At 58.9% G+C, this 20,981-nt stretch carries 17 protein-coding genes; all 17 read right to left on the minus strand.

Annotation, left to right across the window (positions count from 1 at the left end; genetic code table 11):
- Positions 1-65: 65 nt before the first annotated feature.
- The 17 genes from NCCP436_RS08060 to NCCP436_RS08140 all read right to left on the minus strand — a co-directional run bounded on the left by NCCP436_RS08060 (position 66) and on the right by NCCP436_RS08140 (position 20,972).
- A complete protein-coding gene (locus NCCP436_RS08060) occupies positions 66-359 on the minus strand; it encodes a flagellar protein FliT (RefSeq protein WP_220803469.1) in 294 nt (97 codons plus the stop codon).
- A gap of 25 nt (positions 360-384) precedes the next feature.
- Positions 385-765: a flagellar export chaperone FliS gene (gene fliS / locus NCCP436_RS08065; RefSeq protein WP_220803470.1), complete on the minus strand. Its 381-nt coding sequence runs from the start codon at positions 763-765 to the stop codon at positions 385-387.
- 89 nt (positions 766-854) lie between these two features.
- Positions 855-1,250 carry a flagellar export chaperone FliS gene (gene fliS, locus NCCP436_RS08070; protein WP_220803471.1) on the minus strand — a complete coding sequence of 132 codons (396 nt, stop codon included), beginning with the start codon at positions 1,248-1,250 and terminating at the stop codon, positions 855-857.
- The gene (fliD, locus tag NCCP436_RS08075; protein WP_220803472.1) at positions 1,247-2,647 is read right to left on the minus strand and encodes a flagellar filament capping protein FliD; all 1,401 of its coding nucleotides are present in this window, start codon (positions 2,645-2,647) and stop codon (positions 1,247-1,249) included. The genes fliS (NCCP436_RS08070) and fliD overlap by 4 nt, the downstream gene beginning before the upstream one ends.
- Before the next feature lie 148 nt (positions 2,648-2,795).
- Complete coding sequence (locus tag NCCP436_RS08080; protein WP_220803473.1) at positions 2,796-3,173, minus strand: flagellar protein FlaG; 378 nt, start codon at positions 3,171-3,173, stop codon at positions 2,796-2,798.
- 71 nt (positions 3,174-3,244) lie between these two features.
- A complete protein-coding gene (locus tag NCCP436_RS08085; protein ID WP_220803474.1) occupies positions 3,245-4,441 on the minus strand; it encodes a flagellin in 1,197 nt (398 codons plus the stop codon).
- Between the two features lie 364 nt (positions 4,442-4,805).
- The gene (locus NCCP436_RS08090; protein ID WP_259651470.1) at positions 4,806-8,327 is read right to left on the minus strand and encodes a glycosyltransferase; all 3,522 of its coding nucleotides are present in this window, start codon (positions 8,325-8,327) and stop codon (positions 4,806-4,808) included.
- Positions 8,320-9,582 (minus strand): CDP-glycerol glycerophosphotransferase family protein, encoded by a 1,263-nt coding sequence (locus NCCP436_RS08095; RefSeq protein WP_220803475.1) that lies wholly within the window; start codon positions 9,580-9,582, stop codon positions 8,320-8,322. Before NCCP436_RS08095 ends, NCCP436_RS08090 begins: the two co-directional genes overlap by 8 nt.
- Positions 9,579-10,700: a DegT/DnrJ/EryC1/StrS aminotransferase family protein gene (locus tag NCCP436_RS08100; protein WP_220803476.1), complete on the minus strand. Its 1,122-nt coding sequence runs from the start codon at positions 10,698-10,700 to the stop codon at positions 9,579-9,581. The genes NCCP436_RS08095 and NCCP436_RS08100 overlap by 4 nt, the downstream gene beginning before the upstream one ends.
- Positions 10,701-10,797: 97 nt before the next feature.
- Complete coding sequence (locus NCCP436_RS08105; protein WP_220803477.1) at positions 10,798-12,321, minus strand: glycosyltransferase; 1,524 nt, start codon at positions 12,319-12,321, stop codon at positions 10,798-10,800.
- 1 nt (position 12,322) lies between these two features.
- Entirely contained in the window at positions 12,323-13,603 is a 1,281-nt protein-coding gene (locus tag NCCP436_RS08110; protein ID WP_220803478.1) for an ATP-grasp domain-containing protein, read from the minus strand.
- Complete coding sequence (locus NCCP436_RS08115) at positions 13,600-16,218, minus strand: FkbM family methyltransferase (protein WP_220803479.1); 2,619 nt, start codon at positions 16,216-16,218, stop codon at positions 13,600-13,602. The genes NCCP436_RS08110 and NCCP436_RS08115 overlap by 4 nt, the downstream gene beginning before the upstream one ends.
- A gap of 107 nt (positions 16,219-16,325) precedes the next feature.
- Entirely contained in the window at positions 16,326-16,787 is a 462-nt protein-coding gene (locus NCCP436_RS08120; RefSeq protein WP_220803480.1) for an adenylyltransferase/cytidyltransferase family protein, read from the minus strand.
- Positions 16,780-17,910 carry a class I SAM-dependent methyltransferase gene (locus NCCP436_RS08125; protein ID WP_220803481.1) on the minus strand — a complete coding sequence of 377 codons (1,131 nt, stop codon included), beginning with the start codon at positions 17,908-17,910 and terminating at the stop codon, positions 16,780-16,782. Before NCCP436_RS08125 ends, NCCP436_RS08120 begins: the two co-directional genes overlap by 8 nt.
- Before the next feature lie 203 nt (positions 17,911-18,113).
- Complete coding sequence (locus NCCP436_RS08130) at positions 18,114-18,809, minus strand: TylF/MycF/NovP-related O-methyltransferase (RefSeq protein WP_220803482.1); 696 nt, start codon at positions 18,807-18,809, stop codon at positions 18,114-18,116.
- 36 nt (positions 18,810-18,845) lie between these two features.
- Positions 18,846-20,075, minus strand: a complete 1,230-nt coding sequence (locus NCCP436_RS08135; RefSeq protein WP_220803483.1) for an acylneuraminate cytidylyltransferase — start codon at positions 20,073-20,075, stop codon at positions 18,846-18,848.
- Between the two features lie 3 nt (positions 20,076-20,078).
- A complete protein-coding gene (locus NCCP436_RS08140; RefSeq protein WP_220803484.1) occupies positions 20,079-20,972 on the minus strand; it encodes an N-acetylneuraminate synthase family protein in 894 nt (297 codons plus the stop codon).
- Positions 20,973-20,981: the final 9 nt, after the last annotated feature.

Consider the following 20,981-nt stretch of genomic DNA (forward strand, 5'->3'; position numbering starts at 1 on the left):
GACGAAAGGAAGTCAAGCGGGAGGGTAGCGAGGCCCGGATTACCGGCCCCGCAAAACATAGAAAATCAGCCGAAAAGCTGATAAACCTTAGCACCCTGGTGAGACTGGTTGAGCTGGATCAGCTCTCCGGCAAGACGTTGCTGCTCAGCCTGGCAGACGCTGACCAGCTCGCGATACAGCGCCAGCAGGTTCTCCATGCTGCTCCGCAGCTGAGCCTCATCCTGACTGTCGACCATGGCCGCTTCCACCGCCAGCCTGCACTGCAAGTCCAGCTCACCGATGGCGGACCAGTCCTGCCTGACCAGAGCATCACGCAGAGCCGATCCGGTCGCCTCCAAACGCTGGACAGATGAACTCATTCTCTTCTCCTCCGGTGCCATTGGCTCAATCGGCGATGCCATCCCAACCGGTCTTGATGTCCCGCAGCAAACCTGCAACCTCCTCAAGCACAGCCGGTTCATTGCTGATGTTCGCCTCGGTCAGACGCGCCATCATATACCCGTACAGGCTATCGAGGTTACCCGCCAGTTCACCACCCTGCTGGTGATCCAGACTATCACGAAGCCCGGCAATGATCGCAATGCTCTTGCCGATCAGTTCGCCTTTCAATGCCGTCTGCCCGCGCTCCATGGCACCACGCGCCTGAGCGATACGGGTCAAACCACCTTCCATCAGCATCTGGATCAGGCGATGGGGACTGGCATCGACGACACGTGCCTGGGTATTGACACTCTGATACTGCTTAAGGGCCGACGCTGCATACATGGTCGATCTCGCTATGTTGACTGGCTGATACCCAAGTTATCGGCCAGCGCGAGATAAGCTTTAGCCATTGCAGGCAAAATCACCCAGATTTATCGCCCAGCCTCATCATGAGCCTCGACTTCCGAGGCGATGGCATCCCATGCGTCCTTGACCTGTGCCAGCAAGATCTCGACTTCATCCAGGCTGCGCACTTCCTGCTCCAGAGCTACCCCGGCAAGCCGGCGGGTCATATAGTCATAGAGAGCTTCAAGGTTCTCGGCGATTTCCCCGCCAGTCTCCTTATCCAGACAGGCCTGCAACACGCCGAGAATACTCAGGGTGCTACCCACAGCCATGCCACGGGCTTCACTATCACCCTTGAGCTGAGCCAGACGTGCCCGACGTAGCCGCTCCAGAGCACCGTCAAGCAGCATCTGTACGGCACGATACCGTGACACTTCCTGGCTACTATTGATACTTCTGTAGGTATCAATGGGGCTGCTCATTTGTCTTTCCTGACAACTCCCGGAAGATTGGCTAGGGCACTGCTCATCCAGTCGCTGGTACGGGTCAACTGGCCAATGAGAGTGTCCATCGCATTATATTGGGCGTACAACCGAGCCTGCATTTTCTCCACCCGCAGATCCAGCGCCGCACGCTGTTCCTTGACGTCTTCGCGGGTTTTTTCGTAGCCCTTGACACGCTGTTCCAGTACACCGTCAGTTTTGGTATAGCTGTTCACACTATTGTTCAGCCGCCCCATCAACCCTTCAGTCCCCGTCAGGAAACGACCAACACCGTCATAGTTCTCCGCAAGCGCCTTGTCCAGCTTGGCACTATTGATAGACAGCTTGCCGTCCTTGCCAGTAGTGATACCAAGATCGGCCAGCACCCGAAAGTCCCCGGACTCAGTATTGGCAGCCGGCGCCCCCAGTTCTTTGCGCAAACCGTTGAGCAGATTGCGCACCGAGGTGTCCCCCACCAGGCCTCCCACCAACGGTGTGCTGCCGCTCACCTGGGTCACCCGGGTCAACGAATCCGTAGTGGTAATCAGCTTGTTGTAGGCATCAACGAATTTCTGCAGGTTACTCTTGACCGCTGCGGTATTGTCACCAACGGTCAGATTGATCACCTTGTTTTCATCTGAGCCATTAGCCTGCAGCAAGTTGAAGGTCACGCCCTCAATTACCTTGCTCACCTGGTTGGAAGCGCTTTCCAGCTCCAGACCATCGACTTTAAAGCGAGCATTGGTGGCACTGACAACGCTTGCACCGCTAGCCAGAGCGTCCAGTGATGAGGGATTGTCGGGGTCGTTCGCCTCGACGGAAATACTGAGATCGTTGCCGTCCCCGGTCTTGTTCGAAGAAAGTACCAAACGCGAGCTACCAGCAACCGGATCGCTGATGATATTGGCGCTGATACCCTCATCCTTGAGGCGCTCATTGATGGCATCGCGCACATCCTTGAGGGTAGCTCCGTCGGCGATCTCCAGATTGAACTCCTCAGTACCGAGCCCTATACGCAGCGTGCCTCCGGTCTCGAAGACAGCCGAAGAGTCACCCGCAACTACGCCCGAGGTCAGCTTGCTGGAGGTGGCCAGGCTCAACACTTCAATACTGTACTTACCGGCAAGTGCGTTCTTGTCAGCGGTAGCAGTCACCCGCGCACTATCGGACGAGGAGGCCGTGCGCGTGTTGAACAGACTGATGTCGTTAAGCCCCTTCAGCGCCGTCTGGAATTCGCTCAGCGCGCTGCGCAGGGTACCCAGAGCAGAAATCTTGGCGGTCGCGTTGGCTTCCACTCGGTTCAGCTGGGAATCTTTAGGAGCACGCTCCGCCGCAATCGTCGCCTGGACGATCGAGTCGATGTCGATGCCCGAACCTATACCTGTAATACCCGCCATAATCTTCCACCTCGTCAGAAAACCGACATCCGCCAGCCATCACGGTAGATACATCAAGAAACGTGCCGATGACCTTCAAAACGCAAAACGAACTCTGCAGGCAAAGCCTTGTAGCTTTGCCTGCAGAGTTCGTTTTCTCTGATCATCCTTACACCTGCGCCGTAAACAGCAGACTGCGCGCTTCGGATAGCCTCTCGGCCAACTCCAATGCCTCCTCGGAAGGAATCTGCCGGATTACGTCACCGGAGTGAGTATCCGTGACCTTGACTATCACCTTACCGGAACTGTCATCAAGCGAGAAATTCAGATCGCGCCGTACCGACTGTACGAACTCCTGAATATTCTCCACGGCTTCCCGAATCCCCCGCGCCCCAGACTGCGCAACGGCTACCGGCTGCACCTTATCCTCCACACCTTCGGCCCGCCTCGTGGATTCATCACCCCGGGCACTACCGGAAACCTGTTCAGAGGTTCTGGGCGCTGCAGTTCTGGTATTCAACCAATCATTTATTGAGCTGATATCCATGGTTTTTTCCTCGTAATGAGGTAATGGGGAGAAAGGCTACCCTTTCTCCCCATCCTTGTCGCCCACTTCGCTTAGCCAAGCAGACTGAGTACCGCCTGTGGCAGCTGGTTGGCCTGGGCCAGGATCGCAGTACCGGCTTGCTGCAGGATCTGGTTCTTGGTCAGGTTAGCCGTTTCTGCGGCGAAGTCAGTGTCCTGAATCCGGCCGCGGGCCGCCGATACGTTCTCCGAGATGTTCTGCAGGTTGGCGATGGTATTTTCGAAGCGATTCTGCACAGCACCCAGATCGGCGCGCTGAGCATCAATCGCCTGGATGGCCTGGTCGATAACGATGACTGCCTTCTGCGAACCGATAACATCGGTAATATCGATGTCGTCCACTCGGTTACCGCTTTCCACATTGGCGACCGCAATGTTGGTTCCAGTTGCCGCTTTTGCCGCCGCCACAGTCGCGCCACTGGCAAAGGTGAAGCTGGCAATATTGGTGCTGGAAGCACCCACTGCACCAGAAGTCAGCGAGGTGACCAGGTCGATGTCGCCGGAATCGTTGATGAAGGCGCCCACACCGATATTGGCGTCGTTGATCACTGTTGCCAGTGCCTGAACCTGCTCTTTCACCGTTGCGCCACTGGCGAAAGTCGCAGTGAAGGTGCGAATCTCCCCCCCCTCCATCTGCACTTTGACGGCAATGGCACCGGAGGCGGCAGCCTTAGAAGAGGCAATGGAGGATGCAGAAATGCTGCCAGAGGCGAAACTACCCTCCAGCGACTCGGTGCTCATCTCGTCAATCTTGACGCTGATGGTTTCGTTGGCCGCACTACCAACCTGGAAGGTAGTGGTTTCGAAAGTACCGTCGAGCAGTTTGCGACCACCGAAAGTGGTGGTATTCGCAATACGGTTCAACTCTTTCTTGAGCTCGTTCACTTCCGAGTTCAGGGCCTTACGCTCTTCATCACTGTTGGAACCGTTGGCTGCCTGCAAAGCCAGATCGCGCATGCGCTGCAGAATATTGGTGGACTGTTGCAGAGCTCCCTCGGCGGTTTGCGCCATGGAAATACCGTCATTGGAGTTCTTGACCGCAACGTTCAGGCCATTAATCTGACTGGTCAGACGGTTGGCGATCTGCAGACCGGCGGCATCGTCCTTGGCGCTGTTGATGCGCGAACCGGTGGACAGACGCTGCAGGGAAGTATCCAGAGCCTTGGACGAAGTATTCAGATTGCGTTGAGTATTCAGGGACGCAATGTTGGTATTGACGGTCAAAGCCATGATGATTGTCCTCCATCGGACCTAGCTGTTTGCCTGAGCCTGCGACCTCGGGCGGGCAGTGCCCAGGCACCCATAAAGTTCGCATTCGTCTCTTGTATCGGCGCTTTCCGTCAGAGCTTTAGGCTTTTTTGCAGTTTTTTCACCATTCCTATTTTTTTCTTATAAAACAATAACCTAACTAACAAATCCGCTCTCAGTGACGGCAAACGATGCCTCCATTGCGCTCTCATGCGCCTCACTTGCCCGAAGCGAGAAGCATCAGGCCTGTACGCAATCGATACAGGCCCGCCGTCCGTTGAATCGGCGTCAAACCATGAATGGCCTGGGCCTGTCATTACCGACTGCGCTCTGCAGCCTACAGTCCTCAGTCCGGCAGCCAGGCCTGACGCCACAACTCCAGTTTGTCTCCCTCCAGCATCCAGTCACGCCGTACCCGAGCCTGCAGCTCATCGCCCATGCGCTCACTGGCATCTGGATCATTCAGATGCATGCGGATAGCATCGACCCAGTCCTTGAATCGGTTCTTCACCCTGGTCACCGGCAGGCTGTCGTCCTGATAGCAACGGATATCGCTGCAGATCACCGGGAACCCACAGGCGCCATACTCCAACAGACGCAGATTACTTTTGCACTCGTTGAACAAATTCTGCTCTACCGGTGCAAGAGCCAGATCCAGATTCAAACTGGCCAACAGGGCCGGATAGCGGGTGATCTCAACCCCCGCGTGGAACTCATGAACGTAAGGCCGTAGTGCCTCCGGGCACATGCCGAAGAATACCCACTCCACCTCGCCGGCCAGCTCCCGAACCACATCGGCAATCATCTCCAGATCGCCTGTGTGACTGGAGCCACCGGCCCAACCGACCCGCGGCCTGACCGACGTCCTCCGGCGCCCCTGCAGCCCCTGCCACCAGCTCACCGGCAGACGGTTCTCCACCACCCGGATATCTTCGTGCAGACCAGCGAAGGCCTCGGCCAATGGAGTAGTGGAAACCACAAAACGATCCACGCAGGACAAGCCGCGACGTAGCGAACGAAGGATGTCCTTGGGCATGCTTTCGCGATGCAGGTTCTTCAGGGGAAGATTGGGCAGATAGTCGTCCAGCTCGTAGACTTTGAAGGCTCTGGAAAATGCCTTCATCCGCCGCATCGCCTCCAGTCGATCCTCGCCGATTTGCCGCTGCAGGATGACACTGTCCGGCTCGTAGCGTTCCAGATCCGTGACATGCATCAGGCCGTAGGACAGCGCCCCATCGATCATCCCGGCCTGCTGCAGGGCAGTGAACGGCTGCATGATACGGTAATGGCCACAACCGAATTGATCCGCAGGGTGTGCCAGCACCGTGGGCAGCGGCCTCCAGGAGGAAAGTGGGCGCCAGGCCAGTGCCGGATCAGCCAGTTTGAAGCCGCCGGGCTGCACCAGAGAAAAGCCAGGGTTGTAGGCTGGATCACGGGCCAGCCGGGGCAGCCAGCGAGCATAGAGAGCATCCTCGTCCTCCGTACTGACCATCTCACGCCCGGCTGGCAGATCCACCAGAAGTGGCACGCGCGGTGTCCAAACATTCAGATACCCCGCCTGCTGCAGACGCAGGCAAAGATCAACTTCACTCCAGGCCGCCAGCTCGGCCGACTCGTCAAACCCTCCAAGCTCGATGAACAGTTCGCGGCGCAGCATCAGACATTGAGCAGCCAGTGCCGAATGATTTTGATCCACCTGCAGGCGCTGCATGTAACCGGAATCGTCATGGGACAGTCCGGGGAACACAGGCCCCACGGGCCCGCCCAGTCCGAGGATCAGCCCACCATGCTGCACCTTGCCGTCAGCCGCCAGCAGCTTGCCGCCCACCACTCCGACCTCCGGGCGCTGGGCATGGTTGAGCAGTTGCTGCAGCCAGTCGGAGGCCAGTACGCCAGCTGAGCCATCCAGCCACAGGAGGAAATCGCCACGAGCCTGCAGGGCGGACTGATTGCGCCAGGCGGCCCGTGACAGGTCATCGCGTGCCCGCACCACGCGCACCTGATCTGCGCCCATCTGCTCTACGGCAGTCAGCCATTCACATACTGCCGGCTCATCGCTGCCCTGCAACAGCAGCAGTTCATACTGCGGATGCGAAGTGTGCTCCAGCACGCTCTCGACACAGCGCTGCGCCACGGCCAGACGCTCCCGCACCTCGACCAGGATACTTACGGACGCCAGCTCCTGATGCCCGTAGTCAAGCTCATAACGACCAGGCAGACGCGAATTCACCCGGGCGCGGGTATAGCCGCGAGCCTGCAGGTGCTGCTCGATCACCTGCCGCTGCGCGGCATCGTCACGCAGATAGCCGGTTCGAGCGATCAGCAGCGGCTCGGCCACATGACCAATGCAACCGAAGCCCAGCTCATGGATCAGTCGCAACTGATAGTCCAGCTCAAAGGCTGTGCCACGGAAGCCCCTCCGGGCAATCAGGGCCTGACGCTGGAACAGCCAGTGGGGGGACAGCCCGCCTGGAAAGCTGAGCAACATATCGAGATTCAGATCCGGGCGCAGCGCCAGGCCGCGCTCATCCTCGCCCAGTTGCACCACTTCATCGCCATATACCGCAAGGCAACCTTCCGGAGCCCCCAACAACTCCAGCGAAAGGATCAGAAACCCGCTGGGAGTAAATTCTGCGCCAGCTTCCACCACCTGTAGCCAATCGGCGTTCAACTCATCCAGCAGACCATTAATGGTCGCTGCCACACCCTCTTCACGCAGCGAAACGCAGCGGCAGCCTTCTGGCCCCTGTACACCAGCAGGCAGCAGTGCCACCGGTAGCAGGTTGCCGTGACCATTGAGCGCAGTCAGGCTATCAAAGCTACGCTGCAGCGCTTGCGCATCACCCTGCTCGTCCAGCAGCAATACGGCAATCTTCGGTCCACCGCCATGCTCTGCCAGGCGTTGGTCGATCAGCCGCTGCTGAACTTCACTGGGTTTACGCGCCTGCAACCAGATATCGAGAGAAATGCTGCCATAGCCTGCGGCTCGGTAGATGGTCTCAAGCAAGTGCACCGGTTTGAACACCCGCGCCCTGAGCTGGGTAATAGCCGCCACGCGCACAGTCTGTCCCTGCCCTTCACGGTGCCAGCCAAGATCGCGGATGGCCTGACGGAAGGCGGCATGAGCCTGTTCACCGATCCCCGGTTGGTCACGGCCGGCCTGACTGAACTGCTCACGGGACACACGAAAATCGGTCAGCGATTCGGCCAGCATGGCCAGATTGCCACGCTGCAGCAGCTTCACGTACATCGCCAAATCGGCGATCCAGGTGATGCGCACGCCATTGAGTACCGAAAGCCCTTCGCTGAAGGTCAGCAGATCTTCTCGCCGGCACAACACGGTACTGGGCTCGCCGATGAAGTTGATCGTGTGCTCGGCAAGGAAGGAAACCAGATCGGCGCCATCGATCAGTACATCGCCACTAAAGGGATAGATGGTTGCAAGGATATCCGGCAACGGATTGCCGTCCTCGTCGATACGCCGGCGGCGCGAGCTGGCCAGCGCCACGCCCGGATCCGCCTCCATGACCCTCACAAGCGATTCGATGCAATCGGCTCGCAGTATGTCATCGTCGTGCAGGATCTTGATGTACTTGCCCTGCGCCAGCGAAACCGCACGTGCGGTGCTGCGCATCTCCCACAGACGCTTGATATTGCGCTCATAGCGGATCGGAAAATCAGCCTGTGCGCGGAAGGCTTCAACGACCTGCTCAACCTCATCGCCACGGGCATCGTCACAGATGACCAGCTCAATCGGTCGGTAGGTCTGCGCACGAATGCTTTCCAGCGCCTCGTTCAGATACTGGCTCTTGTACGCCGGCATGACCACGCTGACCAGGGGATTGTCAGCGCTCGCTTGATTAGACATTTCGTGCCTCTGTCATCAGGTTTTTCAAACGTTCCACCACGCGCCGGGAATTACCGTCGTCCTGGTAGTTGAAAAAGAACTTGCGCACCATGCGGTAACGCTCACTGGAAAGCTGCCGAGAAAGGCTCAACTCCTGATCCAGTGCCTCGAGCAGCTCATCGAAACTTCGGTTTACCGGCCCGGGAAAGGCCAACTGCAAGTCGTAGAGCAGGCCATTCTCCCGACTCTGGTAATGCTCCAGGTCGTAGGCGAAGCTAAATACCGGCTTGTCGATGTACAGTGCATCGATATAGACCGATGAATAGTCGGTCACCAGCATATCGGCCTCGCGCAGCACCGGAGCAATCTCGCTGATACGGGCATGACCGAGGTCAATGATGCTGTCGTCATCCACATAGTGTTCCAGATTGAACAACTGCTCGCCCTTGCGGAAGTAGTGCATGCGAAAGCCAAGCACCGCGTCATGCCGGCGCAACAGCTCGCGTAAACGTTCGACTTCCTCGTCACTGAACTGGTAGTAGCGGGCCGTCTCGACACTGCTCTCCCGGTAGGTCGGGGCATAGACGATCAGTCTGCGCCCCCGTTTCAGTGCCCGGATCTCCTGCACCTCCTTGCTCAGAAAGCCCGGCAGGGCCGCATCAGGCATACGCAGAAAGTCGTTGCGCGGTAGGCCGGTAATCCACACGCTGGCCGGATCTATGGGATGGAACATTGCTGCCATGGCATGGCTGTCGACATCCGAGGAACTGATCAGCCCACGGTAATGAGCGCGCTCCTTGCGTCGCAACTCCACCCGGTCCACATGTCGCCGCAGTTCCGAACGGGTCAGGGCGAACAGGCGCTTGAGCGGGATGCCATGCCACAGGTTGACCACTATTCGCCGCGAAAGACTGGGGCGGAGCACGGCAAAACGACCATCGCGCCAACGCCAGGAAGCATCCAGCGCGACCGAGTTGGTTAGCAGCAAGACCCCGCATCGGCTCAACCAGGCCAGCCCGCGCAGGCTCTGCAGGTCGACCAGATGGACGTTGCTGCCACCATCCAGATTCAGCTCGGTTGCCGTTCCGCGGGTAAAGATCACCTTGCAACAGGCCGGATCATTCTTGACCTGCTCAAAGACCGCCCGGGCGTTCTCGACGAACTGATCCGTTTTCAGCGGATGTACGAAAAATGCCCAGTGATCCACTCGCTTCGGTAGCAGCCGATCGTACAGCCACCAGGCCGTAAGCAGGCAGCGCGCAAACCAGACACTCATCCCCGATGCTCACCCGATTCCCGGATAAAGGCACAGATGGACTCGACCTCGTCATCCTGCAGATCCGGGTAGATCGGCAGACACAGAACGCTGCGGGATATGGATTCGGCCACAGGCAGACAGGCCGGCGCGGCCGAGGGCAGCCCTCGGTACATGGGGAAATCGCTGATCAGAGGATAGAAGTAGCGGCGCACCATGACGCCCCGGCTCCGCAGAGCCTCGTACAGGCCATCGCGGCTCAGCGCGAAACCCTCGTCGATCAGCACGGGAAAGTAAGCGTGATTGGCAAAACTCTGGCCCTGAAGTTCGACACAGCGCAACCCGGACAGCCCGGCCAGACGCCGCCGGTAGAGAGCGTCAATCTCCCGCCGCCTGGCCAGCGCGGTATCGATGTAGCGCAACTGCAGCAGGCCGAAGGCGGCATTGATTTCGCTCATTTTGCCGTTGATACCTGGCGCCACCACGGTGGTCTCGTTGACGAAACCAAAATTCTTCAGGTGATTGATGCGTTGGTAGGTCTTCTCGTCCGGACAGATGATCGCCCCGCCCTCGAAGGTATTGAACACCTTGGTGGCATGAAAGCTCAGTACGCTCAGATCGCCATGACGCAGAATGCTGCCGCCTTCGTCACGCACCGCGAAGGCATGGGCGGCGTCGTAGATCACCCGCAGGTTGTAGCTGTCGGCGATGGCCTCGATGGCGCGCACGTCGCAGGGATTGCCATAGCAGTGCACCGGCATGATCGCAGTGGTCTGCGGCGTGATAGCCGCCTCGATCTTCGTCGGATCGATGTTCAGGCTGTGCGGATCGATATCGACAAACACCGGCCTGATGCCGTTCCACAACAGCGAATGGCCGGTGGCAACGAAGGAGTATGGTGTAGTGATGACTTCCCCGGTAATACGCAGCGCCTGCAGCGCAGTGACCAGAGCCAGTGTTCCGTTGGCAAACAACGCAATGTGCTCAACCCCCAGGTACTCGCAGAGCGCTTGTTCCAGCGCCCGGTGCATATCACCACCGTTGGTAAGAATGCCGCTCTGCCAGATCTGCTCCAGATACGGCAGGAACTCCTCCAGAGGCGGCAGCAGCGGGCGAGTGACAGGAATGTTTTGTGTCATGCTAGAACACCGAAAGGAGCCTTGAACGCATTAAAGCAAGAAACGGCCCAACCCCGACAGGGCCAGCCACCCGGGACGCTGTAGCACCGGCAAAAACTCAGTAAAGCCGTATGGCAACGCCACCAGCCTCCGCGCTGTAAAGCAATTGCAGACCACTGCCGACAGATAGCGGAAGACGGCTCTGCACCTCGGCCGCAAGCAGGCTCCAGCCTATCCGGTAGTAGCCTTGAGCCTGCCCACAGGTATATTTCAGCACCAGCCCCAGCAATTCAGACTCTGCTACAGGGTTCTGCGATAACTCTGCCACTGGTAGCGAGAATCCATAGAGATGCGGCGCTATCTGCCCCTGAGCCTCGAACGCCAGAGTCCGCTCACCGTACAGAGAATGCAACTCGAAACTCAGGCTGCAGCGCGTCATCACCGCGTCATGCAGACTAAGCCCCAGGCGAAGCTGCCCGTTGGCGAGCGTCAATTCGCTGACATTGAAGAAGCCGATGGTGGGGAAGTCCACCCGGCTAATCTCCCGCCCAATTTCCAACTCGGCATTGTCCAGAAACGGCTGCTTCCAGTAGCAGGCTCCGTCCAGCTCTACCAGATCTCCACCGGTCGGAAGCCCCAGCAGATAGCACAGTCCGCCGATCTCATTGCGCTTGAGCAACTCCAGATACAGACAGCGGCGCACCCCCAGCGAGCGATAGTCCAGATCGCCGTAGAGCCTCAACAGACGCTGCATACCCTCGACGAAAACGGTCCGAAAACTCGGTGAAGCGACGATTTCGTGGCTGACGTGCAGTGCCCGCTGCAGGTTTGAAACCGCAATCATCCGGCGATAGGAGTCGGCCTGAGCCACACCCTCGAAATCTGCCCACTCGATCTCCACCGAGCGCATCCTATCGAGGAAATTCGCGCTGGCCGACTTGTTCTGTGTGATGGATAGGCTCGCGCCGGATGGGCGGCTACGCCAGAGATACACCAGATCCGGAATAACCACCGTTTTGCGGCTGTGGAAATAAGCCTTATGCACAAAGGGACGATCCGCATAGAGCAATCCCGGCACCATCCCAAGATGATGTTCAATAAGGAATGTACGGCGAAAAACCTTGTTCCAGTAAAAGCCATCGTGCATCAGCTCGGGAAACTCGTGCACAGACTCCAGTGTCCGGCGCCGCGCCCAGACAAAGGGTTCGTAGAGAAAGGCTGCAGCCGAGATACCGCTCTCGGTCAGCCGCGCCGCTCGGCCAATCACTATATCGGCCGAAGCCGCCACCGCCTCGGCCATCAGCCGAGCATAACCCTGCGCCGTGACCACATCATCGGAGTCAACCAGCGCCACGTACTCGCCACGAGCCAGGCCCACGCCCAGGTTGCCGACCACCGCACCGCCGTCGTTAGAAGCTTTCGCCACGCAGCGGAAACGAGCATCCTTTGCCTCGTAGGCGCGGCAGATCTCCAGACTTGCATCGGTGCTGGCATCGTCAATGGCAATGACCTCGATATTCCTATACTGCTGCTCCAGCAGAGAGTCGAAGCACTCCTCCAGGTACTCAGCGGTGTTGTAAACCAGTACTACGATCGACAGCAGCGGAAGATCATCCGAAGCTGCCGGGCGATTGCAATCCATGTCAGCTCCTTGTTTCCAGCAGTTGCTCCAGAGCGTCGATATCGAACACGGGAATGCCGCACTCTCGGCTCACATCCAGCCGCTCGCGCCAGGAATCATCGATGAAGATTGCCCGGCTGCCCCGCTCGATAACGCAGCTCTTGGGCGACTCGTCGCAGATATGGATGATGTCGGCAAACAGCGAATCAGCCAGATGGTAGTTGCGCAGGGTCTGCCGCGGGCATCCCGCATGGCGAGTCACCAGCACCACCTCTATCCCCTGCGCCGCCCACTGATACAGCAGTGCCGCCAGGGTAGGATGCACACGCTGTTCGACGATCAGAGTATCGTCAAGATCCAGGTATACACGCTGATAGTCGTGCTCCACCCGAAAGCGATTGGTCAGCGCGCGATCCAGGCGGATGGGGAAATCCTGTTCCAGAACGCTGAAGGGCATGCCTAGGTAGGCATAGAGAGTCAGCAGCGCATAGTTGATTCCACGATTGCGTGACAGCGCCATGGAGCCGGCGACTCTCGGTGCGATTTCCAGCAGGCGCCATTCCCCCTGCCGATCACGCTTGAGTTGAAAGAACCAGGCACCACGCAGTTGCAGAGCTGAAGCTATGCTGTCGGCGATACGTCTGAGTTGCTCATCTACCGCAATGGGTCGAGTCGCTACACTGATGCCAGACTTGACCCGTTCGCGCACACGGGGCGAAAGATGCAGCAGTTGCCCCTGCGCATTGGAGATGCAGTCGACCGTGCACTCGATACCCGGTAGGTATTCGGAAAACACGTGCTCGATGCCACTGTCGAGCAGTTGCTGATGACGCTGCCTGTCCTTGACCTGCTCCGCACCCTGCGATCCCTGACCGACGGCCGGCTTGGCGAAAATGGGATAGATCCCTTGCGCCGGTGCGGCAATCGTTCGCGGTACGAAGCCGGATGCGGCGAAAAAGGCATAGGTGGCATTCTTGTTGCGACACAGGCGCGCCACTTCCGCAATCGGTGCCGCCACCTCGGCCCGCAGCCGCGCACGCTGCTCGGCCAGCACGAGAATCACGCTGTCATGGGCCGGCATGACAATATCTATCTGCCACTCATCAATCAGCTCATTGAGCTGCTCGACAAAGTCGGCAGAGTCGGCTCGGGCATCGATCTGGCGGTAGCGAGAATAGACATATTCGCCATGATCGGCCACCGAAGAGACACCAAACAGTTGCACGGCCTTGTTGAAACGCAATGCCGCGTGAATCTCCAGGCCTATTTCCGAACCACAGGGAAATACCAGAGCCCTGATCATGGTGCGGCTCCGAATACCGCCTCGACCACCCGGCGACTGGCCTGTCCGTCATTGAGCGCGCAGAACCGCTGGCGGAATTCGGCATAGCGTGCCTGATAGCGCCGCGCCAGGCCGTCCAGGTCGGCCAACTCCTCTACCAGAGCAGCGGTATCTCGCACCATCGGCCCGGGCAGATCGCGCTCGACATCCAGATACAGCCCCCGGGTCGCCCCCATGTAGATTTCCAGGTCATAGCAGTAGAACAGCATCGGCCGGCCGGTTACGGCAAAGTCGAACAGTACCGAGGAGTAATCGGTAATCAGTGCACTGGCCAGCACGCACAGATCGTTGATGTCCTCGACCCAGGACATGTCGCGGACATTATCCGGCAGGCTGTCGGCGTCCAGCTGTTCGGAAACCAGGTGATGAGCCTTGATCAGCAAGACGCAGTCGTCGGGCAGCCCCGCAGACAACTGTTCGAGATCAAGGCGCAAGTCGAAACGATGCTGCCATGCGCCCAGAGCCTGATCATCGCGCCAGGTAGGTGCATAGAGAATGAAACGCCGCCCTGTTGGCAAACCAAGTTTCTGCAGGCGCTCTGACTGCTCCTCGAACGGTTCGAGAAGCACATCGGTCAGCGGGTAGCCAGCCTCCAGCACCTGGCCGTCATAGCGAAAGGCCCGGGATAGCGCCATGCTGGAATACGGGTTTTCGCTCAGCAGCAGGCTCCAGGATCGCGATTCCCGGTACAGGGCGTCACGCGCGGCGACCTCGGGGCCGTCCACCTCGATGTCGTAGCCAAGGCGCTTGAGCGGCGTGCCGTGCCAGGTCTGCAGGTAGACGGTTTCGTCCTTCTTGCCGCAGACCGGGAAACGGATGTTGTTCACCCGGTACTTCGCCTGAGCCAGCAACTGGAAATACTCGGCCGAGCCTCTGCGAACGATCTGCGGATCACCCGGGATCCTCGTCTCGCCGTTATAAGACCATACGCACTTCAGATCCGGCCGCAACTGACGCAGCACTTCATAGATATAGCGCGGATTGCCCGCATAGGCCTTGCCGAGAAAGCTCTCGAAGAGAACCAGATCCTCGCGCAAGGGCAAGTCGCGCAGGTAGTTCGGAAAGTTGTGGCGGGCGCTCTCCTCGGCGCACACCCGTTCATGGCGAGCCCCTTCATCCACATACAGCGCCAGGGAAGACTCGCTTTCGGTCAGGTAGGCGGAAATGCCGTAGTCGCCGAAGCGTTCGTTGATAAAGTGGCGCGGCCTGCCGGTCTGAGCACTGCCGAACACCCGCTGCCGACCGATGACCTGCTCCCCGCGAACGCTCTCCAGCCAGACATCCCAGCGTCCTTTCATGGCCTCGCCGATGACCGGCAGCACGACACGAATGCTCGACCCTGCATATTCAAGCGGCAAGGAAAGGCAGTCCGTGCCGGCACGCGACAGCAACAGCAGGCGATCCTCGGCGCTGCCGAGCGACTCGCCGCGCTGCAGTTCCAGCACGATCCGGTCGGCCTCGCGCCGCACATCAGACAGCGTGACCGGCATCTGTGCCTTCAGCTCCATCCACAAGGCCTGGCTCCTGGCGTACTCCTGCCGGTAGGCATCGAGCGCATGTAAAGCCGCCCCGACACCCGGAGACGCCTCAAGCACCGCGGGAGAATCAGTACGCGCCTGCGCACGAGGCGTCAGCAGGATGACACCCTCGGTGCCCAGCTTCAGTTGAACCCACTTGAACTCATAGTCGTAATCGAAGCTCAGGCTGTCGAGAAACGCCGGAATGGTCAGGACATCGTCCCACTTGTGATACAGGCAGAGCGCCATGCGCGGGCGGAAGCGTTCTATCGTCTCGCGCGCACCTTCCAGTGCCGGAATCTCGGCGCCTTCGATATCGAACTTGATGAAATCGACACGCGTCAGACCTCGCTCCTTAACGTAGTCGTCCAGACGCACCATCTTCACCTTGAGGCTGCCCGGATACATCAGCGACATCGACGCCTGCAGTCGGGTCACGCCGATCGACAGCTCGATATCACTGGCATCTCCCAGCGCCAGCCGGTTGACAAATACCCGATCCATCAGGCCGTTGTGCTGGAGGTTGCGCTGCAACAACTTCAGGTTTTCGTCGAACAGCTCGAAAGCGTGGATCTCGCAGTTGCCACCGGTCTTGGCGTCGAACAGTACCGCGCTATCGCCGATGAAGGCTCCGCCATCAATGATCACGTCACCCGGTCTGACATCGAAGCCCCGTGACGCGTACTGATCGAAGTAGATGTCGTGCACCCCGGTAAACCAGTCATAACCGAGCAGAGAAAAATCGTAACCGGCATAGTCATAGCGTCGAAGGACGTAAGTCTTGCCGTCGATGCACTCCTCGCCGTACCGAGCAAACGAACGCCTGACGATGTTCTGGTACTGCTCCAGCTCATCGGGTGAAAGAATGTCGATCTTCGCCCAGCGCTTCAGGAACCAGGCAACGAAACGCTGCTGCTGCTCCGGGCAAAACCGCTTGTACAATCGATCAGATATCTGCGCCAGGTTATCCCGGTACTTGTGCAGCAATTCGGCGAACCGGTACAGCTCATCCTTGTCCAGCGAACGGGAAACCTTCAGCAAATCCGATAGAAACTCCATTGCATCCCCCCGATTGTTCAGCAAGCCACTTCAGAAATCGGCCGGTACACGTTACGCCAGTAGCCACGCGACCTTCCGCATGCTCCGCTACCGGCTGGCGATTATTCTCATGACAGACTGCGATGCAGTCCTTCGATCATTGCCAAATCCGACGGCTCGTCGATGCGCTGTGCCTCGATCAGCCGTCCTAGTGCCTGCTTGAGTTCAGAAGACGAGATACCCGAAGTACGCTCCAGATAGACCACCTCGCAGTAGGCCTTGAGCTCATCGAAACACCCGCGCCAGTCATCGCCCATGACGAATACATCGACGCCATAGCGCTGGATGTCCTCAACCTTCTGCGCCCAGGACGTCTCGGCAATCACCAGATCCACACAGTTCAGCGCCTCGATAATCTCCCGCCGCTCAGCGTAGGGAATCAGCGCTCTCTTGCCTTTCTGCGCGTTGAACTCGTCAGTGGATACGGCAATGATCACTCGATCGCCCAACTTGCGCATGCGCTTGAGCAGCCGTAGATGGCCGATATGGAACATATCGAAGGTGCCATAGGTAATGACGGTCTTAGCCATGTGCTTCACTCCGGCAGGAATCCTCGCCCAGCAACGCCGCAACCCGCTCGGCGATGTCTTCGAACAACAGCGTCAGCAGCAGATAGTCCTCCGGACAGACCACTTCGAACAGCTCCGACGGCTGACCAACTACCTCTAGGCGCAGTTGCAGACCTTGTGGTCCATGGCTTAGCCGCACACAGGGCGCAGTCCCGCTGCAGCCACGACCGACTGAGGCCAAACTCGCAACCAGCCGACGGGCAACCGGCTCCAGTACGCCTTCACCCAATACCTCCGGGACACCTTCCGCCTCCAGCAGACGGGCCAGGCGTGCGCCGCATGTCTGCTGAAACGCCAGCAACGTATCGCCATGACGAGTCAGATAGCCTGAAGCGCTCTGAACCCGCTCCTTGAGTTCCGGCAGCGCTTCGCACCGGCAGTAGAAGGTCATGAAGTTGCCGTAGAACGGCGGCGAAACCCTGGATGTATCGAGCAGAGCCAGCAGACTGTCCCGGTTGAAGTAACGGGTTGCGAAATAGGGGTAATCGACCTGCTCGATGCGAAAACCGTGATCGCGCAGAAAGCGGTGCATCGACTCGTTGCTGAACAGACTGATGTGGGTGACATCATGCAGCAGACGATAGCTGGCGCCGTAGCGCCGGGCCGCACCACTGTCGAAGTCCGGGGTGCCGAGAATCAGCCAGCCGTCCGGCTTGAGGATTCGCCGGATTTCCTTCAGCAAGGCAAGCGGATCAGCCACATGCTCGATGACGTGATAGATCACCACCAGATCGAAATACCGATCCGGATAGCCAGCCTCCTCCAGCAGCCCCTGATGAATCTGCCCGTAGCGCGCGGCATGCCCCGCCGCAAAGGCGGATACCTCAACGCCGTGGCGCTCCCACTCATCAGCCACGCCTGAGAGAAGAAAGCCCAGCCCACAGCCGACATCGAGCATCCGTCCGGGCGGCAGGGCATTGATGAAGGCCAGTTCGGTGGCGATGTCCTGCAGGTAACGCTCCCGCTCCCCGCGGCGATCCCGCACATTGCCGTCCGGATCCGTAATCACCCCCCAGTACGACTCTTCATAGGATGCGTCAGTCGGCAACTCACGGCGAACGAAATACTCCTGCTGCATATTCATTACCTGCCCCCTCGCGGATACCTGCCAACCATCCGGAGTTCCAATGCCAGATCGTTCAGTTTGTTTGCCATGCCGGCCCCTCGCCTCACAGCAGCCCTCCTGTGGTGTGGTCGCTGAAGCGCTGCGGAAACATGCCGAAGGCCTCCCAAGTACAAACAACTCCGAACATGGCACGTCTCCTGTTAGCAACGACTCACAGTTAATCAGCTCTTCGGCTTGATGTAGTACGGGCTGCCCTTGATGCTCTCGTGAAGATCCTTTACCCGCTCACCGAGAAATTCATGTACAGCCTTTCTTGCTCCGGGAAAACGCTCATAGGGATCCGGCTCGATCTTGAAATCGTCGAATACGATCACACCGCCCGGTGCGACCTTATCGTAGAGATGCTCCAGAGCATTGCGATAGGGCTCGTAGAGATCGCAATCCACATTCAGCAGGGCGATCTGCCCGCCCTGATATGAGGGCAGCGTGTCTTTCAGGTAGCCTTTGACGAAGTTGACCCGAGACACATCAGCTTGCGCCTCCTTCAGCAACTGGCCGATAAATTCCGGGGTATAGTCGTAAGCACCGGATGGCGAACGAGCCCACTCTCCCTTGCAAGGCTTGCGCCACGAGTCATCCTGCGGGCTTGGCTCATCGAAGCCGGCAAAGCTGTCGAAGGCCCAAATGTCTCGTCCGCCGCCCTCCTCTGGCTCATACAGCGAATTGAGCGCCGAGAGAATCAGCAACGAACGCCCTCTACCCACGCCACACTCGACAATGCTGCCCGGAATATCACGAACCAGCTTGAAGAAGTAGTCCCAGTAAAGCACCCGCCCTACCATCGATACATCCAGCACATGAAAGCGCTCGTCAATGCCCGCCGGATGTGGCTGGTCGAAATCACTTATACGTTTCACGCGTCCCCCGGGCAAAAATCCATCATCAGAGAATCATCAGGCCATCGAATCATGGCCGAGATACCACTGCGCCACTTGCCGGATAGCACCTCGTCCTCCTGCCTTGTCTGTCACCAGATGAGCGATACGCAATACCGCCGGATGGGCATCGGCAGGGGCAATAGCCAAACCGACGTGCGCCATGCAGGCCAGATCATTCAGATCATTCCCCATGTAGGCCACCTGCTCAGGCTGCAAACCCCGCTGCGCCAGTATTGAATGCAGGGTCACCAACTTGTCTCCCTGCCCTGGGAAGCACTCCAGTCCCAGCTTGCGGCAGCGCTGTGCCACCACCGGATTGGTCTCGGTGGACAGTACCAACATGGCCAGCCCGGCTCGTTTCAGGTAGTCCAGCCCAAGGCTGTCTGCGCGGCTGCAGCACACCGACTCCTCGCCCGAGCTGCTGACATACACCAGGTTGTCGGTAAAGATCCCGTCGAAATCGAACACCAGCAGGCGGCTTTCCCTCAGCCGGCGCAGCGCCGGCAACTGCGGCCCGGGGATAGACAGCGCTGCCATGCAGGCTTCAATCAACGCTACATCCTCCGGCTCGTCCAGTTGCAGCGACTGCACCGGATTCATGGGATAGACCGTAATCCGCCCACCCATTCGGCTGCCGGTTCGGCGCAATAGCTCGGGACGCATCACGTAGATACTGCCGTTCTCCAGATATTCGAGCGGATAGTCCTGACGCATCGGCCGGCTCCTGGGACGGAAGTTGACCGGCTCGACACTACCCTCTGACGTGCGCCGCCAACGCCCGGTGAAGTGTTCAGCGCAGGCACTAAAGCAGGAATCGGCCTGCTCGGCTCGCAGACTCTCGATGGTGCCGTCCACGTCCATGCCACGCCGCAGCGGGGAAGTAGCCTGCAGAAAGACCAGCAGTTCCGGATGGCAATCCTGTTGTGCCAGATGATCCAGTACATGCATCAGCGCCGCCTCGGACGGGGCCTTGTCGCCACTGATTTCGGCCGGTCGCAGGACGACCTCCGCACCATAATCCCGGGCGACCGCGGCAATCTCTGCATCGTCGGTACTGACGATCACCCGATCCACATGCCGAGCCTCAATGGCAGCGAATATGCTCCAGGCCAGCAGCGGGTGACCCGCTAGCGGCAGCAGATTCTTGCGCGGGATCCCCTTGGATCCGCCACGGGCAGGAATTACGGCTACGACCCTTGCACCTGACGCGGGTACCGTGAGGTTCTGAGCGCAATCTTCACTCATACGTCATTCCCAGTAACGCAGCTTCTTGGCAACCTTTTCTTCCTCCTCGGTCACCCGCTTCACGCCATCACCCAGAATCAGCGGCAGAAAGTTGACGTAGGCCACCATCTTCTTCAGCCCGGCCTGCTCCAGCGAGGCAGACTGATCGGTGCCATACATGGTGCGATCCAGAGTGATGTGCCGTTCCAACGCCACAGCCCCCAGCAGGGTGGCAAAGTTCACCACATTGGCCATCACCGTTTCATGGCCGCTGTAACCCACCGGCAGGCCGTAGCGCTCGCGCAACGAGTTGATGGTCAACAGGTTCAGATGCTCCACTGGGGCCGGGTACTCGGAGACCGAGTGCATCAGCACGATGGGACACTGGTGCCGAGCGAAGATCTCCACGGCCTGATCTATCTGCTCGTAAGTGGACATACCGGTCGAGACGAAAGTCGGCCGCCCTTCGCCCGCCACTTCTTCGAGGAACGGCAGGTGCGTGATCATCGCCGAGGCGACCTTGTTGTATGGCAGGTCGTACTTGCGCAGAAATTTCAGACTCTCGATATCCCAGGCCGAGGCGAACCAGCCGATGCCCTTGCTGCGGCAGTAGGCGTCGATCTCGTCGTACTCCTGCTCACCGAATTCCAGGCCCATCTTCTGTTCACGCTGGGTGGTGCCCCAAGGGCTCTCCCGAGGCAGGGCCAGCTGTTCGGGGGTATAGACGATGTCGATGGTTCGCTTCTGGAACTTGACGAAATCGCAGCCGGCCTCGCAGGCCATATCGATCAGTTTCCTGGCGATCTCCAGCGAACCGTTGTGGTTGATGCCGATTTCGGCGATCACGATGGGTCGGCGCACGATCGGCCAGGGCGAGGTCTGGATGTAATCGAAGTCAAACCCGTTTGCAGTGTTCATTTAAATACC

This window comes from Pseudomonas sp. NCCP-436, assembly GCF_019656335.1.
Taxonomy (GTDB): domain Bacteria; phylum Pseudomonadota; class Gammaproteobacteria; order Pseudomonadales; family Pseudomonadaceae; genus Aquipseudomonas.

Coding starts and splice junctions, on each gene's coding strand:
- NCCP436_RS08095 (WP_220803475.1), bottom strand. CDS start 9,582: ATGAGTGTCTGGTTTGCGCGCTGCCTGCTTACGGCCTGGTGGCTGTAC.
- NCCP436_RS08060 (WP_220803469.1), bottom strand. CDS start 359: ATGAGTTCATCTGTCCAGCGTTTGGAGGCGACCGGATCGGCTCTGCGT.
- NCCP436_RS08085 (WP_220803474.1), bottom strand. CDS start 4,441: ATGGCTTTGACCGTCAATACCAACATTGCGTCCCTGAATACTCAACGC.
- NCCP436_RS08080 (WP_220803473.1), bottom strand. CDS start 3,173: ATGGATATCAGCTCAATAAATGATTGGTTGAATACCAGAACTGCAGCG.
- NCCP436_RS08100 (WP_220803476.1), bottom strand. CDS start 10,700: ATGACACAAAACATTCCTGTCACTCGCCCGCTGCTGCCGCCTCTGGAG.
- NCCP436_RS08140 (WP_220803484.1), bottom strand. CDS start 20,972: ATGAACACTGCAAACGGGTTTGACTTCGATTACATCCAGACCTCGCCC.
- NCCP436_RS08105 (WP_220803477.1), bottom strand. CDS start 12,321: ATGGATTGCAATCGCCCGGCAGCTTCGGATGATCTTCCGCTGCTGTCG.
- fliS (WP_220803471.1), bottom strand. CDS start 1,250: ATGAGCAGCCCCATTGATACCTACAGAAGTATCAATAGTAGCCAGGAA.
- NCCP436_RS08110 (WP_220803478.1), bottom strand. CDS start 13,603: ATGATCAGGGCTCTGGTATTTCCCTGTGGTTCGGAAATAGGCCTGGAG.
- NCCP436_RS08125 (WP_220803481.1), bottom strand. CDS start 17,910: ATGAATATGCAGCAGGAGTATTTCGTTCGCCGTGAGTTGCCGACTGAC.
- NCCP436_RS08090 (WP_259651470.1), bottom strand. CDS start 8,327: ATGTCTAATCAAGCGAGCGCTGACAATCCCCTGGTCAGCGTGGTCATG.
- NCCP436_RS08115 (WP_220803479.1), bottom strand. CDS start 16,218: ATGGAGTTTCTATCGGATTTGCTGAAGGTTTCCCGTTCGCTGGACAAG.
- NCCP436_RS08135 (WP_220803483.1), bottom strand. CDS start 20,075: ATGAGTGAAGATTGCGCTCAGAACCTCACGGTACCCGCGTCAGGTGCA.
- NCCP436_RS08120 (WP_220803480.1), bottom strand. CDS start 16,787: ATGGCTAAGACCGTCATTACCTATGGCACCTTCGATATGTTCCATATC.
- fliS (WP_220803470.1), bottom strand. CDS start 765: ATGTATGCAGCGTCGGCCCTTAAGCAGTATCAGAGTGTCAATACCCAG.
- fliD (WP_220803472.1), bottom strand. CDS start 2,647: ATGGCGGGTATTACAGGTATAGGTTCGGGCATCGACATCGACTCGATC.